The sequence below is a fragment of the Salinicola halimionae genome (assembly GCF_003206065.1).
Taxonomy (GTDB): Bacteria; Pseudomonadota; Gammaproteobacteria; order Pseudomonadales; family Halomonadaceae; genus Salinicola; species Salinicola halimionae.
In genome coordinates this window covers 103,618-129,732 of record NZ_PZJQ01000007.1, presented here as the reverse complement: position 1 = coordinate 129,732, position 26,115 = coordinate 103,618, and the positions used below count along the sequence as shown (strand labels likewise).

The window sequence follows — 26,115 nt, the reverse complement described above, 5'->3', positions numbered from 1 at the left end:
GCCTCGGCCGTTGGAGAGACGCGCGACCTGGGACTAGTCTTTCGGACTCATGGAGACAACCGGGAGAGCCCAGGATGGCGCTACACGAATGGAATCTGACGCCCGAGGCGGCGATCGCGCTGCAGAAGCAGCTGGCGCCAGGAATCATACGCGAGGATACGCTGGGAGAGGTCGGCCTGATCGCAGGCATGGATATCGGCTTCGAGGATGGCGGCGAGACGACGCGGGCGGCGCTGGTGCTGCTCGAATGGCCATCGCTCACGCTGGTCGAGCAGGTGGTGCACCGCGAGCCGACGCGGATGCCGTACGTGCCGGGCCTGCTTTCGTTTCGCGAAATTCCGGCGGCGCTGGGCGCGTTCGAGCAGCTGTCGCAGCGCCCGGATCTGATCATGGTCGACGGGCAGGGCATCGCGCATCCGCGTCGACTGGGAATCGCCTCCCATCTGGGGCTATGGCTCGATCTGCCGACCATCGGCGTGGGTAAGAGCCGGTTGTGCGGGCAGTTCGGCGAGGTACCGTCGGTCAAAGGCGAATGGACGCCGCTGACCGATCGCCGACGTGAACAGGACCCGAGCAACGTTGCCGTCGACGAACGCGGCCGCGTCACCATCGGGGCGGTACTGCGCTCGAGAGAAGGGGTGAAACCACTGTTCGTGTCGCCGGGGCATCGCTTGTCGCTCGAAAGCGCCGTCGACTGGGTCGTGCGCTGCCTGGGCAGGACCAAACTGCCGGAGCCGACCCGCCTGGCAGATCGGCTGGCGTCCCGGCGGGGCTCGGTGGCGACCAGCAGCCAATTGCCGTTGCCATAGTTCATCGGTTACTTCACAGGCCACGGGCCACAGGTCAAAGCTCATGGCTCAGCTGAGTGTCGGAGTGGCCGATCACTTTGCAGGTGAAGGCTTTCGGTCAAGGCCCTCTCAAATGATATCCAGCGACACCGGCTCTCTCGGCGCCGGGAAAGCATTGTCGAGCCGGGTCAGGTCCTCGGCATCGAGGTCGATAGTCAGTGCCTCGGCATTGGCCTTGACGTGCGCTAGGGTAGAAGCCTTGGGAATGGCAACGACCGGGCGTGGCGCCCCGGGATTGCTGCTCGTGGGGCGAATGACCCAGGCCAGCAGCACTTGGGCGGCGTTGGCGCCGTGTTTGTCGGCGATCTCGTTGACCACGGACGAGGAGAGTAGCTTGGACCTGAGCCGGCCGCCCTGGGCCAGCGGACAGTAGGCCATCACCGGACGATGGTGGTCCTGCATCCAAGGTAGGACGTCAACCTCGATGCCGCGGGAGCCGAGATGATAGAGCACCTGGTTAGTGGCGCACTCGGAGGCTGCGGGCAGCGCATCCATCGCCCTGAGGCTGCCGGCATCGAAGTTGGAAACGCCGAAGCGCCGGATCTTGCCCTGATCGCGTAGCCGCTCGAACGCCTCGAAAGTCTCCTCGAGAGGGATGCTGCCGGGCCAGTGCAGCAGGTAGAGATCGATGGTGTCGATATCCAGGCGTTCGAGGCTACGTTCGCACGCGGCAATGGCGCTTTCTCTCGCCGCATTCCAGGGATAGACCTTGGAAACAACGAAGGCATCGTCACGGCGCCCGCGGATCGCCTCTCCGACCACTTGCTCGGCACCGCCGTCGCCATACATCTCGGCGGTATCAATCAGACTCAGCCCCAGATCCAGGCCGTAACGCAGGGCATCTTTCTCCTGCTGACGCGGAACGAGATTCTCTCCCATGTACCAGGTGCCCTGGCCGACAGCCGGCAGGGTTAGAGAAGGTTCGTTCTGACTCTCGGGTAGCAGGATCTGCGGCAGCATGCGTGACATCGAAAACTCCCGGTTCGTGAAAACGATACTGTTATGCTGGCCGCCACTCCCAAGTTTCGCAAACCGATTTGGTGAAATGTGGTGGTATTGTTCGCACTCTGTATCAGCTATGTTTTCCTTGCGTGAAACCCGTTTTCAGTTTGTGTAAATCCCGTCCGATTCGTCGATAACATCAGGAGCCCGTCATCGAAGCTTCCGCGATCACCGCTACCCGAGCCTGGCTCGAATCCTTCGTCGTGGCCCACGATATCTGTCCGTTTGCCGGGCGCGAAATGCGCCGGGACACCATCCGATATGCGCTCGCCAGCTCCGTGGAGCTGGAAGGGTTGCTTCATGAGCTGGTGGCTGAATGCCGTCGCCTGGATGCGGACCCCGCGATTGCCACCACGCTGCTGATCGCGCCCGCCGGGATGGACGATTTCGATGATTATCTGGATTGGCTCGAGCTGGCCGAGCGGCTGTTCGACGATCTGGGCTATCGCGGGGTCTACCAACTGGCGAGCTTTCACCCGGATTATAGTTTCGACGGCGTCGAGGTGACGGATCCCGCCAACGCGACCAATCGTTCGCCCTATCCGATGCTGCATATCTTGCGAGAAGCCGAGCTCGAACGAGCACTGGCGAGTCATGCCGACCCCGAGGCCATTCCCGAACGCAATATGGCGTTGTTACGAGCCTCGGACTCGAGAGCCCTGGCGACATCGCGGGAACTGCTGACGGGTTCGCCCGGCAAGCCCGAGGGATAGTCTATGCTGGTCTGGACTGTCATGCCGTGAGGCATGTCACTTTCCTAGTGCCTTTGATCTTTGCCTTTGACCTTTGAATCATTCCAGCCGGAGAGAAAATCATGCAGAGCGTGACGCGAGGCGGCGTGCCCGTCGAAGTGGGCGGTACATTTCCTGCCGTTGGCGATACGGCACCCGCCTTCACCCTGACCGATGCCGAACTCAAGGACCTGACGCTGTCGGATTTTGCCGGCCGACGCAAGGTTCTCAACATCATTCCCAGCGTCGATACCAAAACCTGTGCCATGTCGACGCGCAAGTTCAACGAGTACGCCAGCGGCCTCGATAATACGGCGGTGCTCATCGTGTCGGCGGATCTCCCTTTCGCGCAAAGCCGGTTTTGCGGCGCAGAGGGCCTCGACCGAGTGATTACGCTGTCGAGCTTTCGCCACCCGGAATTCCGTGAACGCTACGGCGTCGCCTTGCAGAGCGGGGTCATGAACGGGCTCTGCGCGCGAGCGGTCATCGTGATCGACGAGCAGGACAAGATTGTGCATGCCGAACTGGTCAGCGAGATCAAGAACGAGCCGGACTACGATTCAGCGCTTGCCGTTCTCAAGGTCTAGAATTTCCAGGCCCTGCTCCCTTTGCCAAGCGGTAGCGCGATCGACGGTGAGAGATCGGGATGACGTCTGACGCATGTGGTCTACACTGATCTCCAATCCATCCCCGTGATGGCAGATAGCCTCGAAAGGGTACATCGAACCAGAAGGAGCTGATGATGACGATCAAGAAATCCGGATCCGCTGAATGGAAAGGTAACCTCAAGAAAGGCAAGGGTGTCGTATCGACCGAGAGTGGCGCGCTCAAGGAAAGCCCTTACGGTTTCAATACCCGTTTCGAAGGGCAGCCGGGTACCAACCCGGAAGAGCTGATAGCTTCCGCGCACGCCAGCTGTTTCTCGATGGCGCTTTCCATGATGCTGGGTGAAGAGGGCATCGAGCCGGACAGCATCAAGACAGACGCGACCGTGATCATGGAGCAGGACGACAGCGGCTTTACCATTACTGAAGTCCAGCTCAGGACGGTAGCCAAGATCCCCGGCGCTGATCAGTCGACCTTCGACAGTGCCGCGCAAAAGGCCAAAGAGGGGTGCCCGATCTCCAAGCTGCTGAACGCCAAGATTTCGCTGGATGCCAAGCTCGAGAGCTGAGGCATCTGGTGAGTTCGATAACCGGCCCACGTGGCCGGTTTTTTTGTGCGGATTCTTTAATTTCTGCGCTCGAAACTCCCGTTCCGAAGCCTGTTCTCCCGGCATTCGACGCTTGACGACACCACACTGACGGAACTTATAAAGTCTGGTAATGTCGTTTCCCCTTCGTGCGGCGGATGACGCCCTCTGTCGAGCTTCCGTGAAGCACGTTGGCTACTGGACACGTACGTTTCAACGCCTCAGAAAAAAGAACACGGCCATGGCTAACGCACCCCAATACGATGCGGCTCCCTCGCGTCCGCTGTCACGCGGTGACATCAAGATCCTGTCGCTCTCCGCCCTGGGCGGTGCGCTGGAATTCTACGACTTCATCATATTCGTCTATTTCGCCACGGTGATCGGGCATCTGTTCTTTCCGCCTGACATGCCGGAATGGCTGCGGATGATCCAGACCTACGGCATTTTTGCCGCGGGCTATCTGGCGCGTCCATTGGGCGGCATCATCATGGCGCACTTCGGTGATCTGCTGGGTCGCAAGCGCATGTTCACGCTGTCGATCTTCCTGATGTCGGTACCAACGCTGTTGATCGGCTGTCTGCCGACCTACGAGACCATCGGCTACCTGGCGCCACTGCTGCTGGTGTTGATGCGCATCCTGCAGGGCGCTGCGGTGGGCGGTGAAGTTCCGGGCGCCTGGGTCTTCGTCACCGAGCACGTGTCACGCAAGGACGTTGGCCTCGCCTGTGGCACGCTTGCCTCCGGGCTGGTGGCCGGCATTCTGATCGGCTCGATCATCTCGGCATTTCTGAAGTCCTATTACACCCCTGAAGAGATGAGCGCATACGGCTGGCGCGTCCCGTTCCTGATCGGTGGCGTCTTCGGGTTTCTGGCGGTGTATCTGCGTCGTTACCTGGAAGAGACCCCGGTATTCGCCGAGATGCGCGCCAAGAAGGCGCTTTCCGACGGGCTGCCGGTCAAGCGTGTGCTGAGTCGGCATCTGGACAGTGTGGTGCTGTCGATGGCGGTCACCTGGATTCTCACCGGCGCCGTGGTAGTGGTCGTCCTGATGACGCCCAGCCTGCTGCAAGCGGTCTACGGCATCGATGCCTCGCTGGCCAACGTCTGGGCGATCGTCTGCGTGATCATCGGTTGCGTGGTCTCGGGGTGGTGCTGCGATCGCATCGGCAGCGGCATCACGATCATTCTATGGAGCCTGCTGCTGGGGATTACCTACTGGATCATGATGCACACGGTGCCGACCCATCCCGACCAGCTGATGCTGCTCTACTGCCTGGCCGGTTTCGGCGTGGGCATCGTCGGCGTCGTCCCGACCATCGCGGTCAAGTCGTTTCCGGCGGCGGTGCGCTTTTCCGGGCTTTCGTTCTCCTACAACGTTGCCTATGCGATCTTCGGCGGGTTCACGCCGGTGGTGGTCTCGACGCTGATGGCGAGCCATCCCGCGGCCCCGGCGTACTATATCGCCGCGTTGTCGGCACTCGGCGTCGTCATCGGTATCTTCCTGTTGCGCGCGCCGAACGGACAACGTCTGGCATTGATGCAGCACTGAACCGCGTCTCGAGTTCCGAACCGCGCTGACTAGCGAGTTTCGATCTCGGCAGTTCCGCTACGGAATGATCGCGACGGCACCTTCGGGTGCCGTCCTTTTTGGAAGATCACTATGTCTCACGACCCCACCTCGTCCGAGTCGTCGCGTCCGATCTCCCGTGGCGACGTCAAGACGCTGTCGCTGTCCGCACTTGGCGGCGCGCTGGAATTCTACGACTTCATCATCTTCGTCTACTTCGCCACGGTCATCGGGCAGCTGTTCTTCCCGCCGGACATGCCGGAATGGCTGCGCCAGATCCAGACTTTCGGCATCTTCGCCGCCGGCTACCTGGTCAGGCCGCTGGGCGGCATTGTGATGGCGCACTTCGGCGACCTGCTGGGGCGCAAGCGCATGTTCACGCTGTCGATCCTGCTGATGGCGCTGCCCACGTTGGCGATCGGCTGTCTTCCGACCTACCAATCTATCGGCTACCTGGCGCCGCTGATACTGGTCCTGCTGCGCATGCTGCAGGGTGCCGCCGTGGGTGGCGAGGTACCCGGCGCCTGGGTATTCGTCACCGAGCATGTCCAACGTCGTCACGTCGGCCTTGCCTGCGGCACGCTATCGGCCGGACTCGCAGCGGGAATTCTGATCGGCTCGCTGGTGGCGGCGGTGATGAAATCGCACTTCTCTGCGCCAGAACTGGCGAGCGGCGCCTGGCGCATACCGTTTCTGCTCGGTGGCGCGTTCGGACTCATCGCGGTCTACCTGCGCCGCTGGCTGAGTGAAACCCCGGTCTTCGCCGAAATGCGCAAGCGCCGAGCCCTGGCGGCCGGACTGCCGGTCAAGACGGTACTTCGCGATCACTTGGGCGGGGTACTGCTGGCCATGGCGGTGAGCTGGATTCTGACCGCAGCCATCGTCGTCGTCATGCTGATGACGCCGCCGCTGCTGGCGGCGCAGTACGCCGGGCTCGACGCCTCGCTCGCCAACGTGGTGGCGATTCTGTGTCTGATCGTCGGCTGCGTGGTCGCCGGCTGGTGTGCCGATCGTTTCGGTAGCGGGGCGACGCTGGTGGGGTGGAGTGCGCTGCTGGGCGCGAGTTACTGGCTGATGATGAGCGTGGTCGGCCACCGCCCCGAGCAGTTGATGCCGCTCTACGCACTGGCCGGTTTTGCGGTGGGTATCACCGGCGCGATACCGGCGATTGCGGTCAAGGCCTTCCCCGCGGCGGTGCGTTTCAGCGGGCTCTCGTTCTCCTACAACGTCGCCTACGCACTCTTCGGTGGTTTCACGCCAATCATCGTCACTACGCTGATGCGCTGGTACCCCATGTCGCCGGCGATCTACGTCGCGGCGCTGGCGGTGATGGGCATCGTCATCGGCCTGTTTCTGTTGCGCTCGCCGGCAGGACGGAGGTTGGCGGTGATGCCGTCCTGAGGGTTCGTCAATGTCATCCGCGCAGCAGCGTCTTCACTCCGTACTGACCGCTTGACGCTGCTGTCGAGCCGCCTCTACCAGCGCTCGGATCAGGCGCTGCTGGGAGCGACTGAAGAGCAGAAATTCCGGGTGCCACTGCACACCAATCAAAAATGGGTGTCGTTCGCCTTCGATAGCTTGCACGAGATCGTCGCGGTCGTGGGCGACCACTTTCAGGCCATTTCCCGGTCGGTCCACGGCCTGATGGTGGAGGCTGTTCACATGACAGTAGCGGCGGTTGAGTATGTCGGCCAACTGACTGAACGGCTCGATCTCGATTCGCTTGCGAGGCAGGACCATGCGCCGATTCTTGATATGGCTGTAAGTCGTCTGAATATCTTCGATCAGGCTGCCGCCGCAGTGGATGTTGATCATCTGTGCGCCGCGGCAGATCCCCAGTATCGGCAAACGCGACGGCAGATAGTGTCCGAGTAGATCGAGTTCGAGTTCGTCGCGAGCCGGATCGATACGAACATCCAGCTGCACTTCGCCACCGTAGCGCTGAGCGCCGATGTCGTCACCACCACCGATGACCAGGCCATCCACTGCCTGTGTCAGCGGACGGGACGGCGAGATACGTAGTGGCTTTCCTCCCGCGCGCCAGACCGAGAGCCAGTCGCACCACCAGGCAAGAAGACTCTTGTGATCCGACGTGGTGATCCCGATTACCGGGCGTGTCTGGCGCGATTTGACGTCTGTTCCCGAACGTTTCGCAGAGTCCATCAATGACGCATCCAGTGGCGAAGGGAGTCGAGCCAGCGGCTGAGGGTTGGCTGCGCAAGGTGCTCGCGATAGGCGGCGCCGCGCTCGGCCAGTCGATCTGGATCGGCGGCGAGCCGCTCGACCTCCGCCCATCGGTTCCACTCCACGACCACGCCCCATTCCGAATCGGAGAGCGCCGCGTTAGGCAGCCGATAATGATAAGTCGGACGCGGCTTGACCAGCGTCTCTCGCAGCAGCTCGTTAGGATGATCCGGCATTAGCCAGGAAAACAGTGGCAACAGATCCAGCTCACGGTTACGCGTCGGGTTGGCGACCAGGTAGTCGTCGATCAACGTCTTTACCGTGGGATGATAGTCCGGTGCCAGTACCTTCCGCGTGTAGTCGCTGTGGAAGGGCTGGGTATGCGGCAGCATGTCCCGCGTCACGTCGACCACGATATCGTCCCGTAGCCAGTCGGCCAGAATCAGATACGCCCGAAGATGGGCCAGGACGCTCTCGACATTCGGCGACGGAATTTCCGGATTCAGGTGGAGTCCGAAGCCATAAAACAGGCTGGCATCGGTTCCCTGGGCGCCATGGCTACGCAGGGCGACGAACAGCTCGTCCAACTGTGCCAGCTCATCCCAGGGGATCGGTGGGCAGACGATTTCGGTCGGCACCAGGCCTGCCACCATGTCCCCCAGCCATTCGCGAGTGCGGCTGTGCACGCTGGCACGAAGATGCTCGCCGATTCCCGGTGGTTGGCCGTCGGTGGAACGAATGCGGTCGAGTATCTGCTCATCGGGGTGGACATACTTGCTGTCCAGCTCGACATGAAAATTGCCCCATGGAGTGCCCGTTACGGTCAGCCGATGGGCGCTATGCTGCTCGACGTGACCCCCGAAGGTCATCTCGACCAGGCGCGCGGCCTGAATCGGACCGACCCCGGCAAATTCGAGCTCGACGCCAACCTTGCGCGCCTGACCGTCGGCGTTGGTGGCGTGGGGTGGAGCAGTGAGAGACAAAATGGGCTCCTTGCCGATCGCTGTCGCCTTGGTGGCTTTCGTCTGAGTGAGCGTCAATTGCGCGCCGCAAGACGAGGAAACGGCGTTGGCCGAGCGGTGGCTCAGCTCCCTTAAGCCTAGCAGTCCTGTCGTGGTATGACAGTCATCCCCAATGCGTCAGAATGACGCCACCCAGAATCAGTCCGGCAGCCAAAAGGCGTTCACGCCGCAGCGGTTCCTTCAGCCAGACGACGCCAATGGCGATGGCGAAAAGGACGCTGGTTTCGCGGAGCGCGGCGACCAGCGCGATCGGGGCCTGGGTCATGGCCCAGATGGTAATGCCATAAGCGCCGATGGAGAGCGCGCCGCCGATTAGACCCACTCGCCAATGGCGGGTCAGCTCAGGCAGGACGCGAACGCCACGCATGGCTACCAGTACCAGCAGCATGCCGAAGCCGTCGAGCAGGAACAGCCAGATCACATAGCCGATGGCATCTCCGTTGGTCCGGGCGCCGCTGCCGTCGGCCAGGGTATAAGCTGCGATGAAAGCCGAGGTCGTCAGCGCATTGATCAGCGATGCGCGTTCCAGACGCGGCCCTTTACCTCCACGGAATGCCATGCACAAGATGCCCAGCACCAACACCGCGATACCCAGATAACCGAGCCAGGAAGGGTGCTCGCTGAGGGCAAAGACGCTGATCACGGTGACCAGCAAGGGCGCACAACCGCGGGCGATCGGGTAGATCTGACCGAGATCGCCGACCCGATAGGCGCGAGCCAGAAACACGTTATAGCCGATATGCAAAACGGCCGAGCCAGCCAGCCAGAGCCATGCATCGCGCTGGGGCAGCGGCACGAAGGCAACCGCGGCGAGAGCGATGACCGCGCAGGCGGCCTGAATCAGCGAGATGCTCAGCAACCGGTCCAGCCCTACCTTGACCAGCGCGTTCCAGCTGGCATGCATGAGGGCGCCAGCGAGTACGGCTAGAAAGACGGTTGTCGTCAACGTGAATCCTTTTCACTCGGAGTTTTGCCTTGGCGGCGACGAGGCGGCAACGATAAGGCTGTCATGAGGTTGTCATATCTTGCCACAGCCTCCGGATGATCGTCGCCGTCCACCACGGTAGGATGGCACGATCTTTATCCTCATCGACTCCAGAACCCGGGAGAGCGGATGTTCAGCGTCCTGCATGCCAATCACCTCGAAGACCTGCACGATCTGGCACTGGCGCTGATAAAGCGTCACCGGTTGCCTCCGCTGACGCCGGAAACTTTCCTGGTGCAGTCCAACGGTATGGCGCAGTGGCTGCGGCTGTCACTGGCGGAAGCGGACGGCATTGCGGCGTCGGTGGATTTCCCGCTGCCATCGAGCTTCGTCTGGCGGGCCTATCGTGCAGTGCTCGAGCAAGCCGGGCCGGCGGAGGAGCGTCAATCGATTCCGCTGCATTCGCCGTTCGACAAGAGACCGCTGGCGTGGCGCATCCTGCGGCTGCTGGAAGGCGAGATCGTTCGGGATCCGGTCACTTTCGCGCCGCTCGCGCACTATCTGGATACTGAACGTGAGGATGCAAGCCCTGGACGGGCGTCGCCGACGCATGGGTTGGTGCAGCGCCAGGCCGCCGAGCAGGCCGAGCGCAAGCGTTGGCAACTGGCGGTGCGACTGGCCGACCTGTTCGATCAGTACCTCAACTACCGCCCCGACTGGCTGGCGGCCTGGGAGGCGGGGGAGGACTCGCCGAAAGATCTGCCTGCGGATCAGCGCTGGCAGCCGGCGCTGTGGCGAGCGCTGATCGCCGATGCCGACCCCGACGAACGCGCCTTCCACCGCGCCAATCTGCACGGGCGTTTCCTGCGTGCCGCCAGGGCGTTGGAGAGCTGCCCCAAGGCATTACCGCCAAGAGTTTTCGTGTTCGGTATTTCAACGCTACCAGCACAGACGCTCGAGGCGCTGCACGCGCTCTCCGGTGTCATCGACGTGTTCCTGATGATCACCAATCCTTGCCGGCACTACTGGGGCGACATCATCTCCGACCGGGAAGCGATCAAACGTGCCGGGCGGCTCTCGGCCGACGCCGTGGCGCGTCAGCAATCCCGTCACCCGGAGGCGCCATGGCTCGAGGCACTGGACGAGGAGGCGCTGCATCTTCAAGCCAATCCGCTGCTGGCGGCTTGGGGCGCCCAGGGGCGGGATTTCATCGTCGGTCTCTACGAGTTCGAGAGCCAGGATGGCGGCTTCGATGTCGAAACCGACCTGTTCCGCGATCCCGCGCCGGACGACGAATTCCCGGCCGAGCAGGCGCCGCTGCTCAATCAGTTGCAGCAGGATATCCTGGATCTCAAGCACCCCGGCGAGCGGACCCGCGAAACCGGCGCCAAGCGAGAGATCGCCGAAGACGATGCCTCGCTGTCGCTCTACAGCGTGCACTCGCCGCTGCGTGAAGTGGAAGTGCTGCACGATCGGCTGCTGGCGGCGTTCGAGGAAGCCAGTGGCCAGGGCACGCCGCTTCGGCCGCGGGACATCCTGGTCATGGTGCCGGAAATCGACGTTTACGCGCCGTATATCGAAGCCGTCTTTGGCCAGGTGCCGCCGAACGACCCCCGCCATATTCCGTTCACCATCGCCGATCAGGTCGCCAGTGAGGCGCATCCGATGATGGTGTTGATACTGTCGTTGCTGGAGCTCCCCGAACGGCGGCTGGGGGTCAGCGAGCTGCTCGATGCGCTCGACGTGCCGGCATTCCGGTCGCGCTTTGCCATCGAGGAGTCGGAATTGCCGCGCCTGCGGCAGTGGCTGGCGGAAAGCGGCGTGCGCTGGGGTCTGTCCGGCGCCCACCGCGAGTCGCTCGGTTTCCCCGGGCTGCATGAGAACAGCTGGGCCTTCGGGCTCGAGCGCATGCTGCTGGGGTATTCCACCGGAGCGCTGCCATCCACCGGAGCTTTGCCATCGACCGGCCCGATGCCGCCGGGGCGATCCGCTGGGCCGCAAGTACCGAACGGTACGTCTGTCGACAGCGCGTGGCAGTTCGACGGTATCGTGCCCTACGACGAGGTTGGCGGGTTGGAAGCGGATCTCGCCGGGCGCCTGGCCGAGCTGATGCAGGTGATGGCCGCCCAGTGCGAAGCGTTGAGTCACGCCGGCACGCCGGAAGCGTGGCTGACGCGACTGCGCGAGCTGATGGATGCGCTGTTTGCACCCACGGCGCTGGATGAGCACGACGTGCTGGCGCGGGTGGATCAATCGCTCAGTCGCTGGCAGCAGAGCTGTGAGCTGGCATCCTTCACCCAGCCGATCGGCCTCGCCGTGGTGCGCGATGCGCTCCGCGCCGAACTCGACGATGGCGGGCTGGCCCAGCGCTTCCTGGCCGGCAAGGTCAACTTCGCCACGCTGATGCCGATGCGTGCCATTCCCTTCCGGCAGGTCTATCTGCTGGGAATGAACGACGGTGCCTACCCGCGAACACGCCAGCCTCAGGATTTCGACCTGATGGCGCAGCGGCCGCGGCCGGGAGACCGCTCGCGCCGCGACGACGACCGCTATCTGCTGCTCGAGGCGCTGCTCTCCGCCCGTGAACGGCTGACGCTCTCCTGGGTCGGGTTCGATCAACGCGACAACACGCCGCGACCGCCCTCGGTGCTGATCGGCGAACTGCTCGATACGCTGGAGCAGGGCTGGCGGCCGGCCATCACGTCAGGTGAGGCTGGCGCAGCGACGCCGAGCGACGAAGCGGCGCTGGTGAAGCGACTGATCGAGACGCACCCGCTGCAGCCGTTCTCACGGCGCTATTTCCAGGCCGAGGATTCACGTTTTACCTTCGATACCAGTTGGGAGGCGCTGCACCTCTCTACCAAGGACGAAGAACCGGCTGCAAAGTGCGAAGAACAGGCTGCTTCGTCCGCAGGGTACGACTCCGTCGCGCTGCCGGCAGAAGCGTTGGGCCTGGCCGATCTACAGCGGCTGCTGCGACGGCCCTGGAGCGTCTACCTCGGCCGGTTGGGCGTGCGCTTTCAGGATCCGGAGGTGCCTGACGAGGATAGCGAACCGTTCATTCTGGACGCTCTCGAAGACCACACGCTCAAGCGCGAGCTGCTCGATGCCGGCCGCCGTGGCGAGCCGCTGCTGCAGGTCGCCGATCGGCTGCGGCTGGCTGGGCGTCTGCCCGCCGCCGGCTTCGGTCTGGCGCTGATCGAGCCCCCGCTCAAGCGACTGCAGATCCAGCTGGAGAGCTGGCATCGGCGAATCGCCGACAGCGAACCGATCTCGCCGTCGATGCTGCGCTTCTCGATCGACGACACTGACGAGTGCCCGGCGCTGGCGCTGGAATCCCGTGTCGATGGGCTCTACCGGGAGCAGGATGGCAGCCTGAGCCTGGTAACCCTGGAGGTCAGCCATTTCGGCCACTTCGATAGTCAGGGCCAGAATGCCGGCAACGGCCCGTGGAAAAAACTGGGCAAACCGCATCGGCTGTTCTCCGGCTACGGCCGCTGGTTGCTGGCCAATGCCGGTAGTGAGTTTCCCTGCCGCTGGACGGCTATCTTCGAGGACCGCTGGCTCGAGTTCCCGGCATTGACCCCGTTCGAAGCTCGCGAGTCGCTGGAGTCGTGGCTGCGGGCCTGGTGGCGCGCCTGGTGCGCACCGCTGCCCGCCAGTGGTGCGTTGGCCAGCATGCTGTGGGGCCTGGGCGATCGCGAGGCGCTTGCGGGGCTGGCGGCGGGCGAATCGCTCGACGCGAGTTGGCGCGACCGTCTGGCGGAGGAGTACGAGGAGGGCGGCTTCGGGATGTCGTCGCTGATTCAGCGCGAAGGCAGTCTGGGTCAGCTATGGCCGGATTTCGACGCCTTCGAAGCGGCGGGCGGCGTCCGCGAGAGCGTGGCGCACTATCAGCCGATTCTGGAGGCGCTGCTGCGGTCCTCCCAGCAGGTTCACGCGCACGCGACGGCGAAGCGATCTGCGGAGGCAAAAGCATGAACGACTCGAATGAGCCAGCGACCGAGGGCATGGTCGAGTCAATGAGTGACCCGCGAATGCCTGATGAGACCGTACCGCTCGAACTGACTGGCCTGCCGCTGACCGGCCATCATCTGATCGAAGCCAGTGCCGGCACCGGCAAGACGTTTACGCTGGCCGCGCTCTACGTGAGGCTGGTACTGGGGCCGTTGCCCGGGCGTGAAGCGGTCGATTTTCCACGCCCGCTGACACCGCCGGAAATTCTGGTCGTCACCTTCACCGAGGCCGCCACCGCCGAGCTGCGCGGGCGCATTCGGGCGCGTCTCAAGCAGGCCCGCGACTGGCTGCTGGCGAGTCCCGGGACGCGACAGGATGCGGTATTGGCGGACCTGCTCGAACCGCTGGTCACGGCGGGCGAGGCAGCCTGTCGCAGTGGCGCCAGACGACTGGACCAGGCCGCGAGGCTGATGGACGAGGCGGCGATCTTCACCATTCATGGCTTCTGTCAGCGCATGCTGACTCGTCACGCCTTCGATGCCGGCGCGCGGTTTTCCGCCGAACTGCTGCAGGATGGTCAGACACTGCTGAATCAGGCCGTCGAGGACTACTGGCGGCGCGAATTCTATCCGCTCGACGAACGCTGGCAGCGCCAGATTCGCGCCCAGTGGAGCGGGCCGGAGGCGCTTGCGGGGGCGCTGCGCCCGTTGCTGAAGGATGGCCAGCCGCAGCCGCTCTGGGTCGCGGGAGAAGAGGTCGAAGCACCGCGCGCGCTGGGCCCGCTGTTCGCCGAGTTGGAAAGCGGCCTGGACGAGCGGGCGGCGCTTGAGACGTCGCTGACGGGCGCCTGGGATCGCGAGGCCATCGCGGAGCTCATGGCGGAAGCGTTTCGCAACCAGACGCTCAACAAGACCAGCTACAAGAGCCACGAGCTGGAAGATCGGCTGGCGGCGTTCGAGACCTGGCTGGCCCAGGGGGATTTCGGCGCGGGCGACGGCATCACCGATAGCAGCGGGCGATTCTGGCTGAGCCAGGAGAAGCTCGACGGGGCGCTGGTCAAGGCCGCCGCCAGCAAAGGGCAGACCGCGCCAACGCACCCTTTCTTCGCGCTGCTCGATCGGCTCGCTGCCATCGGTCAGCCTTTCGCCACGATTGCCAGGCAGGTTCTCGTTCACGCCCGTGACCAGGTCGCGGTGAGCTTTGCCGCCGACAAGCGTCGCCGGGGGCTGTGGGAGTTCTCGGATCTGCTCAACGATCTCGACGCCGCGCTGGCTCGCCCGCAACCGGCTGCGGCGACCGACAGTCCGGCGCTGCGGCTGGCGGCGCGCATCCGCCATGAGCTGCCAGTAGCGCTGATCGACGAGTTCCAGGACACCGATCCGGTCCAGTATCGAATTTTCTCGCACATCTACCGCGCGCCGGAGAGCGATCCGGCCGCGACCGCGCTGTTGATGATCGGCGATCCCAAGCAGGCGATTTACGCCTTCCGCGGCGCGGATATCCATACCTATCTCGATGCGCGCCGGGCGACGCCCAGTCGTTTCACGCTGATGCGCAACTTCCGCTCGACCCAATCCATGGTCGACGCCACCAACGCGCTGTTCCTGCGCCATCCGCAGCCGTTCGGCAGCGACGAGATTCCTTTCGTCGCCGTCGAGTCGAACCCCAAGGCGACGCGCCTGGTCGACCGCGAAGGCCAGCCGGTCGAGGCGCTCGGGGTGTGGTGGCCGGATACCGAGCGCTACGCCAGAAACGACTATCAGAACATGATGGCCGCCGCGACCCGTGCCGAGGTGCAGCGGCTGCTGGAAGGCGAGTGGCGCTTCGTCGGTGAGACCGGCGAGCGCGCGGTGAAACCCGCCGATATCGCCATTCTGGTCCGTCACGGCGGCGAGGCGCTCAAGGTGCGCGCCGCGCTCGCCGACGGCGGCATTCGCAGCGTCTATCTGAGCGAGCGTTCGAGCGTGTTTGATACGCCCCAGGCGTTCGAGCTGCTGCAGCTGTTCGAAGCCGTGGCACAGCCGCGTCAGGACTCGCGGCTCAAGGCGGCGCTGGCGACCAAACTGCTGAACGAGTCGCCGCAGGCGCTGGAGCCGCTGCTGGCTGATGAGCTGGCCTGGGAGCGCGAGGTCGAACGATTCAGCGATTATCATCGCCAGTGGCAGCGGCGTGGCGTGCTCCCCATGCTGCGCGCGGTGATGCGGGATTTTCGGATCGCCGAGCGACTCGCCCAACGCGCCGACGGCGAACGCGCGCTGACCGATCTGCTGCATCTCGGCGAACTGGCGCAGAACGCCCAGCAGCGGCTCGATGGCGAGCAGGCGCTGCTGCGCTGGTGGCACCGCGCACTGCAGGAAGGCGTCGAGACGCTGGATAGTCAGGCACTCAGCCAGCGCCTGGAGAGCGACGAGGACCTGGTGCGGGTAATCACGGTGCACAAGTCCAAGGGCCTCGAATATCCCATCGTGCTGCTGCCGTTCATCTGTTCGCACCGCCCGGCGGAACCCGATAGAAATACCAAGCTGCTGGCGCTGCGACCGGCCGAGGGCGAAGGCAGCGTGATGGTGGCCTCGCCTGATGACGCGCAGACGCGCGAGGCCGACCTGGCCCGCCTGGACGAGGATGTTCGTCTGCTCTATGTCGCCTTGACCCGTGCGGCCTACGCTTGCCGGATGGGGGTTGCGCATGTGGGGCGTGGCCGGGGCAAAAGCGGATGCCTGCACGAAACGGCCCTGGGGCGACTGCTGGGCAGCCAGAAGGAAGACGACGGTGTAGCGCTGCTGGAACGGTTGCGGCAAGGCCAGCGGGCTGGCTGGTTGGCGATCGAGCCACCGCCGGAACTGCCGGATCACCGGCTGCGCCTGGCCAGCGGCGCCCCGGAAACCAAGCCGGCGCGGCGCTTTCAGGGCCGGATCGATGACGACTGGTGGATCGCCTCCTATACCGCGCTGATCGCCGACGCCCGTCAGGATACGGGTCGAAGCGAGCGAGGCGAGGGCGAGGGTATCGGCGAGGACGCCGCCGCGGCCAGCGAAGATCTCCCCGCGACGCTGGACGTCGAGGTCAGCCGCGAGCGCGACCCCGTGCCTCGGCCCAGGATTCGTTCGCTGTTCGAATTCCCCCGTGGCCCGCGCCCCGGGACCTTTCTTCACGGGCTGCTCGAGATGCTCGATTTCGACCGCCTGGCGGATCCCGCCTATGCGGATACGCTGCGCCGCGATGTCGAACGCCGACTGGCGACGAGTGGTTTCGACGTGGCGTGGGCGCCACTGCTGCTTGAGTGGCTGCTGGAGCGACTGCGACAGCCGTTGATCCACCTCGACGGGCAGCCGGTGCATCTCGATCGGCTCGAGGCATGGCGCACCGAGCTGGAATTCTGGCTTCCGGCGACAGCGGCCTGGAGCGAACCGCTGGATCGGCTCGTCACTCGGTTCGAGCCGCTGCCAGGCCCGCGTCCTCGGCTGGCGCCGCGCAAACTCAACGGCATGCTCAAGGGTTATATCGATCTGGTCTTTCAGGCGCACGGGCGCTGGTACGTGCTCGACTGGAAGTCCAACCATCTGGGCGATGATCCGGAGGACTATCAGGGCGCGCGCTTGGCCGCGGCGATGGTGGACCATCGCTACGATCTACAGTACGTGCTCTACGTGCTGGCGCTGCATCGACTGCTCAAGTCCCGGCTGGAAGACTACGATTACGACCGCCACGTCGGCGGCGCCTGCTATGTTTTTCTGCGCGGGCTTTCCAAGGCGCCGATTTCCAAGGCGCCCGATGCCGCGCCAGAGCTTTCCACGATGTCGCTTTCTACGGAGCCCGAGGATGCGCCGGAGGGTGTCGTGGATTCGTCGGCGAACGGGGTGTTTTATCGTCGCCCGTCGCGGGCGTTGATCGAGGCGTTGGATGCGTGGCTCGACGGTGACGCCGAGCCGGCGCGGGCGCTGATCCAACAAACACGACGGCAGCCAGCGGAGGCCGATTCATGAGTCGAACCGGACACGACGATCAGTTCTCGCTGGCGCTCGATACGGCGCCGCCATCACCATTGCCACCGTCATCGCTCGATCGCGAGACGCTGTTCGCGACCCTGGCGCTGTGGGTCGAACTCGGCTGGCTGCGACAGCTCGATCGCCATTTCGCGATCTTCCTGGCCGCACGCGATGACGATGTCGGAACGCACAGCGATCCGCTGGTGTGGCTGGCGGCGGCTCTGGTCAGCCATCAGGTCGGGCGGGGCCATGTGTGCCTGTCGCTACCGCGGGCTCTCGCCGCACCCAGGTCCGCACTGTCGTTGCCGCCCCTGGATGGCGGCGTCGAGACGGATGTGCCGGTGACGCTACCGGAATCGCTGCTCGAGGGCGTGACGCTAGCGCACTGGATCGAGGCGCTACGCGAATCGCCTACCGTGGCTGTCGGCGATGCCGCTGTCGGCCTTGCCACGCCGCTGGTACTCGAAGGCGATCGGCTCTACCTGCGCCGCTACTGGCAGGCCGAAAGCGGGGTCGCGGCACATCTTCGCCTGCGGCTGGGCGAGCCGTTACCGGTCGCCGCCGACCTGGCGGATCGTCTGCATGCGTTGTTCGCCGGCAACCAGCGCGAGGGTGACGAACCCGACTGGCAGCGCGTGGCCTGTGCATTGGCACTGCGTCAGCGATTGACGATCATCTCCGGCGGCCCGGGCACCGGCAAAACCACCACGGTGACACGGCTGCTGGCGCTACTGCAGCAGCAGTCGCTGGCCGGCGGTGGCGCGGCGCTGCGTATCCGGCTGGCGGCCCCCACCGGCAAGGCCGCGGCTCGCTTGTCTGAATCCATTGCCGGCGCCGTGGGCCGGTTGGACATCGACGAGACCGTGCGTGAAGCGATACCTCAGCAGGCGTTGACGCTCCATCGGCTATTGGGCGCGCGACCGGATACCCGTCATTTTCGTCACAACGCCGAGGAGCCGTTGAGTTTGGACCTGCTGGTGGTCGACGAGGCATCGATGGTCGATCTGGAGATGATGGCGGCACTGCTGGACGCGCTGCCGACGGACGCACGCTTGATCCTGCTCGGCGACAAGGATCAGCTGGCGTCGGTGGAGGCGGGTTCGGTGCTCGGCGACCTGTGTGCCGGGGCGAACGTCATCGATCCGGGCGCCGCCCCGACTGCCGGCATGCTTGGCTACTCGGAGGCGACCCGTGACTATCTGCAGACCATGACCGGGGAACCGCTGCCGGCAGCTGATCATTCCAATCTGCTGGCCGACCATGTCGCCATGCTGCGCAAGAGTTTCCGTTTTCACGCTGACAGCGGCATTGGTGAGCTCGCCCGCGCTGCCAATGCCGGCGACGGGCGGGCATTTACCCAGGCGCTGGCAGCAGGTTTTGCCGACGTCTCGATGCTGGATATCGATGCATCTTCGTTCGAACGTGCCGTGGTGTCGGGTTATCGGGAACTGTTCGAGGCGTTGCGGGACGGAGGGTCTCTACCGTCGATTCTGGCGTTGCAGAGTCGCTTTCAGGTCCTCTGCGCACTGCGACGGGGGCCGTGGGGCGTCGAGGGATTGAACGAGCGGATCGCGCGGGCATTGTGGCAGCAGGGCTGGATTTCGCGCACTGATGGCTGGTTCGCCGGCCGCCCGGTGATGGTGACCCATAACGATCCGCAACTGGGGCTCTACAACGGCGACCTGGGGCTGACACTGACCGACGAGGCGGGGCGATTGCGAGTCTGCTTCCCTCAGGGCGATGGTGTGCGACAGGTGCTTCCGTCTCGGCTCGATGCTGCGGTAACCGCATTCGCCATGACCGTGCACAAGTCGCAGGGTTCGGAATTCGAGCATGTGCTGTTAGCGCTGCCGGGGCGGGCCAACCCTATCGTCACCCGGGAGCTGATCTACACGGGTATCACCCGGGCGCGCTCGCGGCTGACCCTGGCACTGGCGCGAGGAGGGAAAGACGAGCGCCAGCTGCGCGAGGCCGTGGGGCGGCAGGTGGTGCGGGAAAGTGCGATTGCCGAGCGCTTGCTGCACGGTATCCCGGCATCCAGTTCGACCGATTCGACAGGGAGTGACGCATGAGCGTTCATCACTGGCAGGATTTGACCACGACGGAGCTCGCTGGGCTGGTCGACGACGCGACGGTGGCGGTGTTGCCGCTGGCGGCGATCGAACAGCATGGCAGCCATCTTCCGCTCTCCACCGATCTGGATATCGGGCTGGGGCTGCTCGAGGTGGCAACCGAGCGGCTCGAGGCAGGACAGAAGGTGATCGTGCTGCCACCGCTGGCGCTGGGTTCGAGCCTCGAGCATACCGCTTTCGCGGGTACGCTGAGCCTGATGCCGGAGACGGCGATTCGTGTGATCGAGTCGCTGGGCGAGGCCGTTCATCGTGCCGGCATTCGACGGCTGGTGCTGTTCAACAGTCACGGTGGCAACAAGGCGGTGATCGATCTGGCGGCGCTCGAACTGCGCGCGGCCCACGCCATGCTGGTGGTCAAGGCCAACTACTTTCGCTTCGCGCCGCCAGCGCAGGCGCTGCCTGCCGAGGAGTTGCGCCACGGCTTGCACGGCGGCGCACTGGAAACCTCGATGATGCTGTATCTGGCGCCCCACAAGGTTCGCGCCGAGCATGTGGCCGATGCGGTGTCCGCGGGCCGACTGCAGGAACAGGCCGGTTCGACGCTGGGTCCGGAAGGGGACGCCGGCTACGCCTGGATGGCGCAGGATCTGCACCCGAGCGGCGTCACCGGCAATGCAACGCTGGCCGACGCCGAGACCGGCCGCCGGCTGGTCTCCCATTTCGCCGATCGCCTGGCGCGGATCATCGAGGAGGCGGGCCGCTTCGATCTGGCGACGCTGCGCTAGCGGCTACGGTTCTGCCGGTTAAGGTCGCGCTGGCTCAGTCAGTGCTCAGTGCGCCGCGGGTCGTCTGAGTGGCGTCACCGGCCCCTCGTCGCCATCGTTGAGCACCTCTTCCAGCCAGTGGCCGGCGCGCTTGGCCTTGGCATCCAGGTAGCGCCGGTTCTGCTTGGTCAGTTTGCCGTAGACGCCGCGACGGTTGACGACTTCGACACCGCCCTGGTCCATGGCGGCGATCTTCTCCGGATTGTTGGTCAACAGCTCGATACGAGTGATCTCGAGCTGTTCGAGCATCTCCAGCGCGACGCCGTAGGTGCGTTCGTCGTTGCCGAAACCGAGAACGTGATCGGCGTCCACCGTATCCAGTCCGCCATCCTGCAAGGTATAGGCGCGCAGCTTGTTGGCCAGGCCGATGCCGCGTCCTTCCTGGGCAAGATAGAGCAGCACGCCGCCGCCACGTTCATCGATGGTACGCACGCTCTCGCGCAGCTGTTCGCCGCAGTCGCAGCGCAGGCTGCCGAAGAGATCGCCGGTGAGACAGGCAGAGTGCAGCCGCACGGGGACGGCATCGCTCCACTCCGCGGGTTCGCCGATGACGATGGCGATATGTTCCCGCATGCCGTCCGCTTCGCGAAACATCACGAACTTCGCGCGCTCTGCGTGGGACAACGGAATTTCCGCGTCGCTGGTGCGCTTGAGAAAGTGAGAGCGAGCGTCGGCGTACTCCGAGACCTGTTCGGCAGCGACGGCCAGCACCGTGCCCTCGGCAACCAGTGTCTCGACATGGTCGCGCTGGGCATCGCTGATGTCGGCGACGACCGCCGCCGGGATCAGCAGCCCGATGCGCATCAGGTCCAGCGCTGCCACGCTGCCCTCACTGGCGGCGGCCGCCCGGCGATCTGGCGTCAATCGATGCCCAACGGCACTGGCTCTGGCTATGATCTCCTCGGCACTGTCGGCGGGGTCGATCGGTATCAGTCCGACCCTCGGCTCGAACTCGATGCCCAGCCGAGATAGGCGATGGCGCGTCAACGCCAGTGCGGGACGATTACCGCTGAAGACGTGCAGCGCTGCCAGGGCATCATCATCGCAGCCCTCGAGCGGGTGAACCATCACGTCGCCCTGGGCGGCTCGTACCAGAACCGGAAGGCCGCGTCGCAGATCGAAAATCGCGCGTTCTACCTGTCGCATGCTCGTCTCCTCACATTGTCATCCATGATTCGTGTCGTCCATGATGCGTGTCATCCATGATTCGTTTCATTGGTGATTCACATCCCTCATACCGGGGTCTGCGTGGCTGGCGGACATGCGCCAATGGCGGCCACCGCCTCCCGCTCGGTGATCTTTGCTACGACGATTTTTGCTACCCTGTCATGCCGTCTGGCCAAGGAGTGACCATGACTCTTCGCATACCTTCCCTGCCGATCGCTTCCGAGCAGAGCGTCAGGGCTTGGCGCTGGATTCGTCGCGTGGCAGCACTGACCCGGGATGGCACTGCCGAAGCGCGCTTCGACGGCGTCATTGTCGAGGGCGATCTGCGCCTCGAAATCGACGCTCACGGCGGCTGGACCTGCAATCATCAGGTCGACGATCAGGCCGCTCGACTGCTGTCGATCTGGTTGCCGTGGTGCATGACGGACACGTCTCGTGATCCCTGCGTCATTGCCCAGATCGGTCAGAGCCTGGACGGCCGAATCGCCACGGCGAGTGGTGCTTCCCACTACGTCACCGGGGCGCAGAGCCTGGTACACCTTCACCAACTGCGGGCGCTGGTGGATGCCGTCGTCGTGGGCGCAGGAACGGTGGACGCCGATGATCCGCAGCTCACGGTTCGCCACGTCGAGGGCGACAATCCCTTGCGCGTGGTGCTCGACCCGCGCGGGCGAGTGCCGGTAGAGCGAGGCGTGTTCCGACAGCCGGTTGCGCCGACCTGGCATATCGTCAACGAAGGCGTGGCCGGCCACGGTGACGCTGATCACGTCAGCGTGAAATCGCTGTCGCCGGGGTCGTCCGGTATCGACCCGGCGCAGATCGTGGCGCTGCTGGCCGAGCATGGCCATCGGCGGATTCTGGTCGAGGGCGGGGGGCTTACGATCTCGCGGTTTCTCGAAGCGGACTGTCTCGACCGACTGCACAGCGTCGTCGCACCGATGCTGATCGGCTCCGGCCGTCCGGCGCTGACGCTGCCGGAGATCGATACGCTGGATGGCGCGCTGCGACCGGCCTGTCGCCATTTCCAGCTGGGCGACGACATGCTGTTCGACCTGGACCTGCGCGATCACGCGGCGGCTGGAGAGTGATCTCATCTTGGCTCTCCTCCCGAGGCGAGGCGATCAGGAACGACGCTATCGGGGGTGAAAGTCTGTATGTCCCTGACCATTCGCCGATCAGCAGCTCGCCGGCCAGCACCCCGGCGGGCCGACCGATGATCCATCAACAGCACGGCCAGGCCGGGCAGGCTCCCGGCGAGGATCAGCAGGCCGTAGGTCACCGATAGCAACACCCCCTCCTGCGTCGGCAGGCCAGCCAGCGGCCAGATCACGGCGGCGGCGCCTTCACGTAACCCCCAGCCGGCGACGGTCAGCGGAATCGCCATTGCCATCAGTAGCGGGGGGATCAGCGGCAACAGCTCGCCAATGGGACGTTCGAGGCCGAGCGCGCGGGCGGCGCACAGGAATACCGCGATATAGGTCGCGACGACCAGCAGCGAGCTTGCGAGTTGTGCGGGCCATACTTTGACCGTCAGCAGGGCACGATGAAGATCCTGCCAGAACCGTTTCAACGCTGCCCCTGCTGGGCTCCGCGTCAGCCCGAAAGCGGCCACAAGCACTAAAACGGCAGTCAACGATAGCCCGATGATGCCCACCCAACCGGCGCCAGCGTGTGCGTGCCATAGTTGACGAATGCCCCCGCGCAGCGCGGGTGAAAGGACTATCGCCAGAATGGCGACGCCCAGCAGGGCGACCTGACCGGAAGCGCGCTCGATGATCACGGCGCGGATTGCCGGGCCGGACTGCGATTTTGATGGCGCATTCGACGTCTGCCCGGCGCTGCCGTGGCGCCAGGCCCGCGCGGCATCGCCCACGACACCGCCGGGCAGCACCTGATTCAGAAACGTCGCCAGATAGTATTCGCGAATGGCGGTAGGCCAGGGCAGGGCGATTCCTACCTGATGCGCCGTCATGCGCCAGCGCCAGGCCGACAGTACGACCTGGGGAACGCCGATGAGGATGGCCAGCAATACCCAGCCGGGCGACAGCTCGCCGAGTCGATCCAGCAGATCTCGGGTGTCCAGCTGCCAGGCCAGCATGCCGAGTAGCGCCAGCGTCGCCGCCAGACGCAGCCCCGGTGCAAGCCAGCGTTTCACGCTGGCGTTCCCGAGGCGGTCGCCATCGGTGTGGCGAACATGTCTTTATGGCCGACGGTCAATGTCAGCTTTTCACGCATCAGCCCTTCGAGACGTTCGCCATGCCAACGGTCGATGCGGCTGATCTGCTGTGGCAGCTGCTCGTGGAGCGCGCTGCGCCAGCCGGCCAGCAGGGACTCGGCGAGCGTCAGTGACTCGGGCCCGAGACGCCAGGGCGAAGTGGCTTCGCGGACGAGGTAGTCGCGACGATGGAAGTTCTCGCGCAGGTAGTACGATGCCTTTGTCCCCATGGCCGGGCCGCTGCCCTTGTCGCGGTGTTGATGCATCTCCAGCGCCGCCAGCATGAAGCGGTCGTCATCGCTGAATAACGCGGCCCCGCTGGCATCGTGGAAGCGAATATGGCCATCGACGCTGAGTGCGAACAACACGGCGCAGTCGTGGTTCTGACAGGCGTCCGCCAATGCTTCGACATCGGCAGGCGTCAGCAGGTCAAATAGTGCCGAAGCCGTGACCAGATCGGCGCCTTGCAGACCGTGCTTCCAGGTATCCGCCAGGCTAGCGGTGTGGGACTCCAGATGAATCGGTCGCGCATCGGCACTGGTCAGCTGTTCACAGCGCAGTCGAGCATGGGCCAGCAGTTCGGCGTCGTGATCGATCAGGCGCCAGTGCTGCGCGCCGTGCAGCCGCGGCGCCAGATAGCGCAGGTTCGAACCGCTACCGCATCCTAGATCGACCAGCGTGCGTCCTGTTACTAATGGCTGAGTCTCGGAAGGCCGGGTCGGCGCGGCACGGCGCGCCAGCCATCGATCCGCGGCGTGGGTGAGCTGAGCATCGCGCGCCAGGTGATCGGTGGGCTCACGCAGCGTCAGCCACTGATCGCTGAACAGGGCGTCGCTTAACGGAGCGTCGGTGGCAGGTGGTGACGGCATCGACATCAGCGCGTCGCCTCCGCTGTCGTGGAGCGCTTCAAGGCTTTGCCAAAGGCAGTGGCGGCAGCCGTCCAGTCGCCGAGGGTGTCGCGCATCTCTCGGGCACCTGCCTGATAGCGTCGGTAGGTTTCAGACTCTTCCAGCATGCACTGGATCGCGTCGCGCAGTGCCGCAACGTCTCCCGGTGGCACCTTGAGTCCGGCGGCGTCCGGCAGGGTGTGAGCCAGGGCACCGCCCGTGGTGGTAACGACCGGGAGGCCGTGGGCGAGAGCTTCAGTGATCACCATGCCGTAGCCTTCGTAATGCGACGGCAGCACGAAGAGATCGGCCTGTCGGTAGTAGGCACTCAGGCCGCCGCTGGATTGCGAGCCCAACAGGTGAATGCGTTCGCCCAACTGATATCGCGCAATTGCGTCGCGTACCTTGTCGACGTAGGCGTCGGCCCGATCGAGGGCACCGATAAGGTCGCACTGCCATGGCAACGAGGTGAGGCCCGCCAGGGCTTCGACCAGCAGGTCCTGGCCCTTGCGTGGCGTGACCGTGGCGATGCAGAGCAGACGCGGTGTGCCGCTGCCGTCACCGCTCGCCAACTGGCCGGTCTCGACGCCGGGCTCGATGACGGCGATCTTCTCGGCCGGCACGGCGAAGTCGGCGAGTCGTCGGGCGGTGTAGGCACTGGTGACGATGACACTTTCGACGGCTGCCAGCACGCGGGTTTCGCTGATCCGGAAACGCTGCTGCTCGGGTGCTCCCAGCCCGGTCTCGTCAGAGAGCGGGTGATGCACCAATGCGGTGATCGACAGTCGCGACGCGTGACGCTCGACGATCGCCGGCAGCCCGCCCATGGCGAGCCCGTCGATGACGGCTCGACTGCCGTCCGGTAGCGTGGTCAGGGCACTATCCAGAGCATGAGAGGCGACGGCGTCAGGCTCCGGGAAGCGCCCGTCGAGTCCGACCACGTCGATCTGCCATCCGCTGGCGCGCAGCGCCTCGACAATTCGCGCGTCGTAGACGTAGCCGCCTGTCAGTTGGCCGGGGTCGCCGGCGACGATAAGGGTGAAGTCGCTCATAGGCCTCCTTCGTAGCTGGCCCAGGCAACGTGCGATTCATGCAGCGTTACCGTCAGTGCGGTGAGATGGCGACCGCCGTCGCCCAGCTCGCCCTGGCGAATGGCGTGGGCCAATCGATCGAAAACGACCTTCGCCATGAACTCGGTCGTGGTGTTACGACCCTTGAACTCGTCGATCTCGTCGAGATTGTTCAAGGTGAATTCGCCGAGAACCCGTTTCAGAATCTCGCTGGCCAGACCGATATCGACGACGAGATCGTCCGCGTCGAGTTCGGGGCGCTTGAAGGTGACATCCACCACGTAAGTCGCACCGTGCAGTTTCTGTGCCGGGCCGAAAGTGTCACTGTTGAAACTGTGGGCGATCATCATGTGATCGCGGACGGTCAGACTGAACATTGCTATCGCTCCTTGATGGCTGAGACCTGATGAACCGTTCCTCGCTGACTGCTTTCGCCGCACGGCTGGCGAGCCGAGCAGGTTACGTG

General features: G+C 64.5%; 20 protein-coding genes. 11 read left to right on the top strand and 9 right to left on the bottom strand.

The window, feature by feature from the left end:
- Positions 1–74 precede the first annotated feature (74 nt).
- Positions 75–809 (top strand): deoxyribonuclease V, encoded by a 735-nt coding sequence (gene nfi, locus DOM27_RS17555; protein WP_110658154.1) that lies wholly within the window; start codon positions 75–77, stop codon positions 807–809.
- A gap of 108 nt (positions 810–917) precedes the next feature.
- Here nfi and DOM27_RS17550 read toward each other — a convergent pair whose 3' ends face one another.
- Positions 918–1,817: an aldo/keto reductase gene (locus DOM27_RS17550; RefSeq protein WP_425353302.1), complete on the bottom strand. Its 900-nt coding sequence runs from the start codon at positions 1,815–1,817 to the stop codon at positions 918–920.
- Between the two features lie 185 nt (positions 1,818–2,002).
- Here DOM27_RS17550 and DOM27_RS17545 point away from each other — a divergent pair, with 185 nt between their 5' ends.
- The 5 genes from DOM27_RS17545 (at position 2,003) to DOM27_RS17525 (ending at position 6,741) form a co-directional block, all read left to right on the top strand.
- Positions 2,003–2,563 (top strand): DUF1415 domain-containing protein, encoded by a 561-nt coding sequence (locus DOM27_RS17545; RefSeq protein ID WP_110658152.1) that lies wholly within the window; start codon positions 2,003–2,005, stop codon positions 2,561–2,563.
- A 101-nt stretch (positions 2,564–2,664) separates the two neighbouring features.
- A complete protein-coding gene (gene tpx, locus DOM27_RS17540; RefSeq protein ID WP_110658150.1) occupies positions 2,665–3,168 on the top strand; it encodes a thiol peroxidase in 504 nt (167 codons plus the stop codon).
- 155 nt (positions 3,169–3,323) lie between these two features.
- Positions 3,324–3,755 (top strand): OsmC family protein, encoded by a 432-nt coding sequence (locus DOM27_RS17535; RefSeq protein WP_110658148.1) that lies wholly within the window; start codon positions 3,324–3,326, stop codon positions 3,753–3,755.
- A gap of 259 nt (positions 3,756–4,014) precedes the next feature.
- On the top strand, positions 4,015–5,322 hold the full coding sequence (locus DOM27_RS17530; RefSeq protein WP_110658146.1) for an MFS transporter: 1,308 nt from the start codon (positions 4,015–4,017) through the stop codon (positions 5,320–5,322).
- 111 nt (positions 5,323–5,433) lie between these two features.
- Positions 5,434–6,741, top strand: coding sequence for an MFS transporter (locus DOM27_RS17525; RefSeq protein WP_110658144.1), 1,308 nt, complete (start codon positions 5,434–5,436; stop codon positions 6,739–6,741).
- Positions 6,742–6,774: 33 nt separating this feature from the next.
- Here the strand turns inward: DOM27_RS17525 and DOM27_RS17520 are convergent, their stop codons facing one another.
- From DOM27_RS17520 to DOM27_RS17510, 3 genes are all read right to left on the bottom strand, one after another.
- Positions 6,775–7,503, bottom strand: a complete 729-nt coding sequence (locus tag DOM27_RS17520) for a gamma-glutamyl-gamma-aminobutyrate hydrolase family protein (RefSeq protein WP_110658142.1) — start codon at positions 7,501–7,503, stop codon at positions 6,775–6,777.
- Positions 7,503–8,507 (bottom strand): amidoligase family protein, encoded by a 1,005-nt coding sequence (locus tag DOM27_RS17515; RefSeq protein ID WP_110658140.1) that lies wholly within the window; start codon positions 8,505–8,507, stop codon positions 7,503–7,505. The genes DOM27_RS17520 and DOM27_RS17515 overlap by 1 nt, the downstream gene beginning before the upstream one ends.
- Before the next feature lie 142 nt (positions 8,508–8,649).
- On the bottom strand, positions 8,650–9,492 hold the full coding sequence (locus tag DOM27_RS17510; RefSeq protein WP_110658137.1) for an EamA family transporter: 843 nt from the start codon (positions 9,490–9,492) through the stop codon (positions 8,650–8,652).
- A gap of 168 nt (positions 9,493–9,660) precedes the next feature.
- On the opposite strand from DOM27_RS17510, the gene recC reads away from it, so the two are divergent.
- From recC to DOM27_RS17490, 4 genes are read left to right on the top strand one after another with little or no spacing between them, the layout of a single operon-like run.
- Positions 9,661–13,452: an exodeoxyribonuclease V subunit gamma gene (gene recC, locus DOM27_RS17505; RefSeq protein ID WP_110658136.1), complete on the top strand. Its 3,792-nt coding sequence runs from the start codon at positions 9,661–9,663 to the stop codon at positions 13,450–13,452.
- A complete protein-coding gene (recB, locus tag DOM27_RS17500) occupies positions 13,449–17,411 on the top strand; it encodes an exodeoxyribonuclease V subunit beta (RefSeq protein ID WP_157956790.1) in 3,963 nt (1,320 codons plus the stop codon). The genes recC and recB overlap by 4 nt, the downstream gene beginning before the upstream one ends.
- Complete coding sequence (gene recD, locus DOM27_RS17495) at positions 17,408–19,486, top strand: exodeoxyribonuclease V subunit alpha (RefSeq protein WP_110658132.1); 2,079 nt, start codon at positions 17,408–17,410, stop codon at positions 19,484–19,486. Before recB ends, recD begins: the two co-directional genes overlap by 4 nt.
- On the top strand, positions 19,483–20,271 hold the full coding sequence (locus DOM27_RS17490) for a creatininase family protein (RefSeq protein WP_110658130.1): 789 nt from the start codon (positions 19,483–19,485) through the stop codon (positions 20,269–20,271). The genes recD and DOM27_RS17490 overlap by 4 nt, the downstream gene beginning before the upstream one ends.
- Positions 20,272–20,316: 45 nt before the next feature.
- On the opposite strand, the gene ribA is transcribed toward DOM27_RS17490, so the two are convergent.
- Positions 20,317–21,456 carry a GTP cyclohydrolase II RibA gene (gene ribA / locus DOM27_RS17485; protein ID WP_110658128.1) on the bottom strand — a complete coding sequence of 380 codons (1,140 nt, stop codon included), beginning with the start codon at positions 21,454–21,456 and terminating at the stop codon, positions 20,317–20,319.
- Positions 21,457–21,662: 206 nt separating this feature from the next.
- Between ribA and DOM27_RS17480 the strand changes: the two genes are divergently transcribed.
- Positions 21,663–22,565: a RibD family protein gene (locus tag DOM27_RS17480; protein WP_110658126.1), complete on the top strand. Its 903-nt coding sequence runs from the start codon at positions 21,663–21,665 to the stop codon at positions 22,563–22,565.
- A 2-nt stretch (positions 22,566–22,567) separates the two neighbouring features.
- On the opposite strand, the gene DOM27_RS17475 is transcribed toward DOM27_RS17480, so the two are convergent.
- The 4 genes from DOM27_RS17475 to DOM27_RS17460 are packed head-to-tail and all read right to left on the bottom strand — an operon-like array spanning position 22,568 to position 26,026.
- Entirely contained in the window at positions 22,568–23,632 is a 1,065-nt protein-coding gene (locus DOM27_RS17475; protein WP_110658124.1) for a lysylphosphatidylglycerol synthase transmembrane domain-containing protein, read from the bottom strand.
- Complete coding sequence (locus DOM27_RS17470) at positions 23,629–24,567, bottom strand: class I SAM-dependent methyltransferase (RefSeq protein WP_110658122.1); 939 nt, start codon at positions 24,565–24,567, stop codon at positions 23,629–23,631. Before DOM27_RS17470 ends, DOM27_RS17475 begins: the two co-directional genes overlap by 4 nt.
- Complete coding sequence (locus tag DOM27_RS17465; protein WP_110658120.1) at positions 24,567–25,631, bottom strand: glycosyltransferase family 4 protein; 1,065 nt, start codon at positions 25,629–25,631, stop codon at positions 24,567–24,569. Before DOM27_RS17465 ends, DOM27_RS17470 begins: the two co-directional genes overlap by 1 nt.
- Entirely contained in the window at positions 25,628–26,026 is a 399-nt protein-coding gene (locus DOM27_RS17460) for a 6-pyruvoyl trahydropterin synthase family protein (protein WP_110658118.1), read from the bottom strand. Before DOM27_RS17460 ends, DOM27_RS17465 begins: the two co-directional genes overlap by 4 nt.
- Positions 26,027–26,115: the final 89 nt, after the last annotated feature.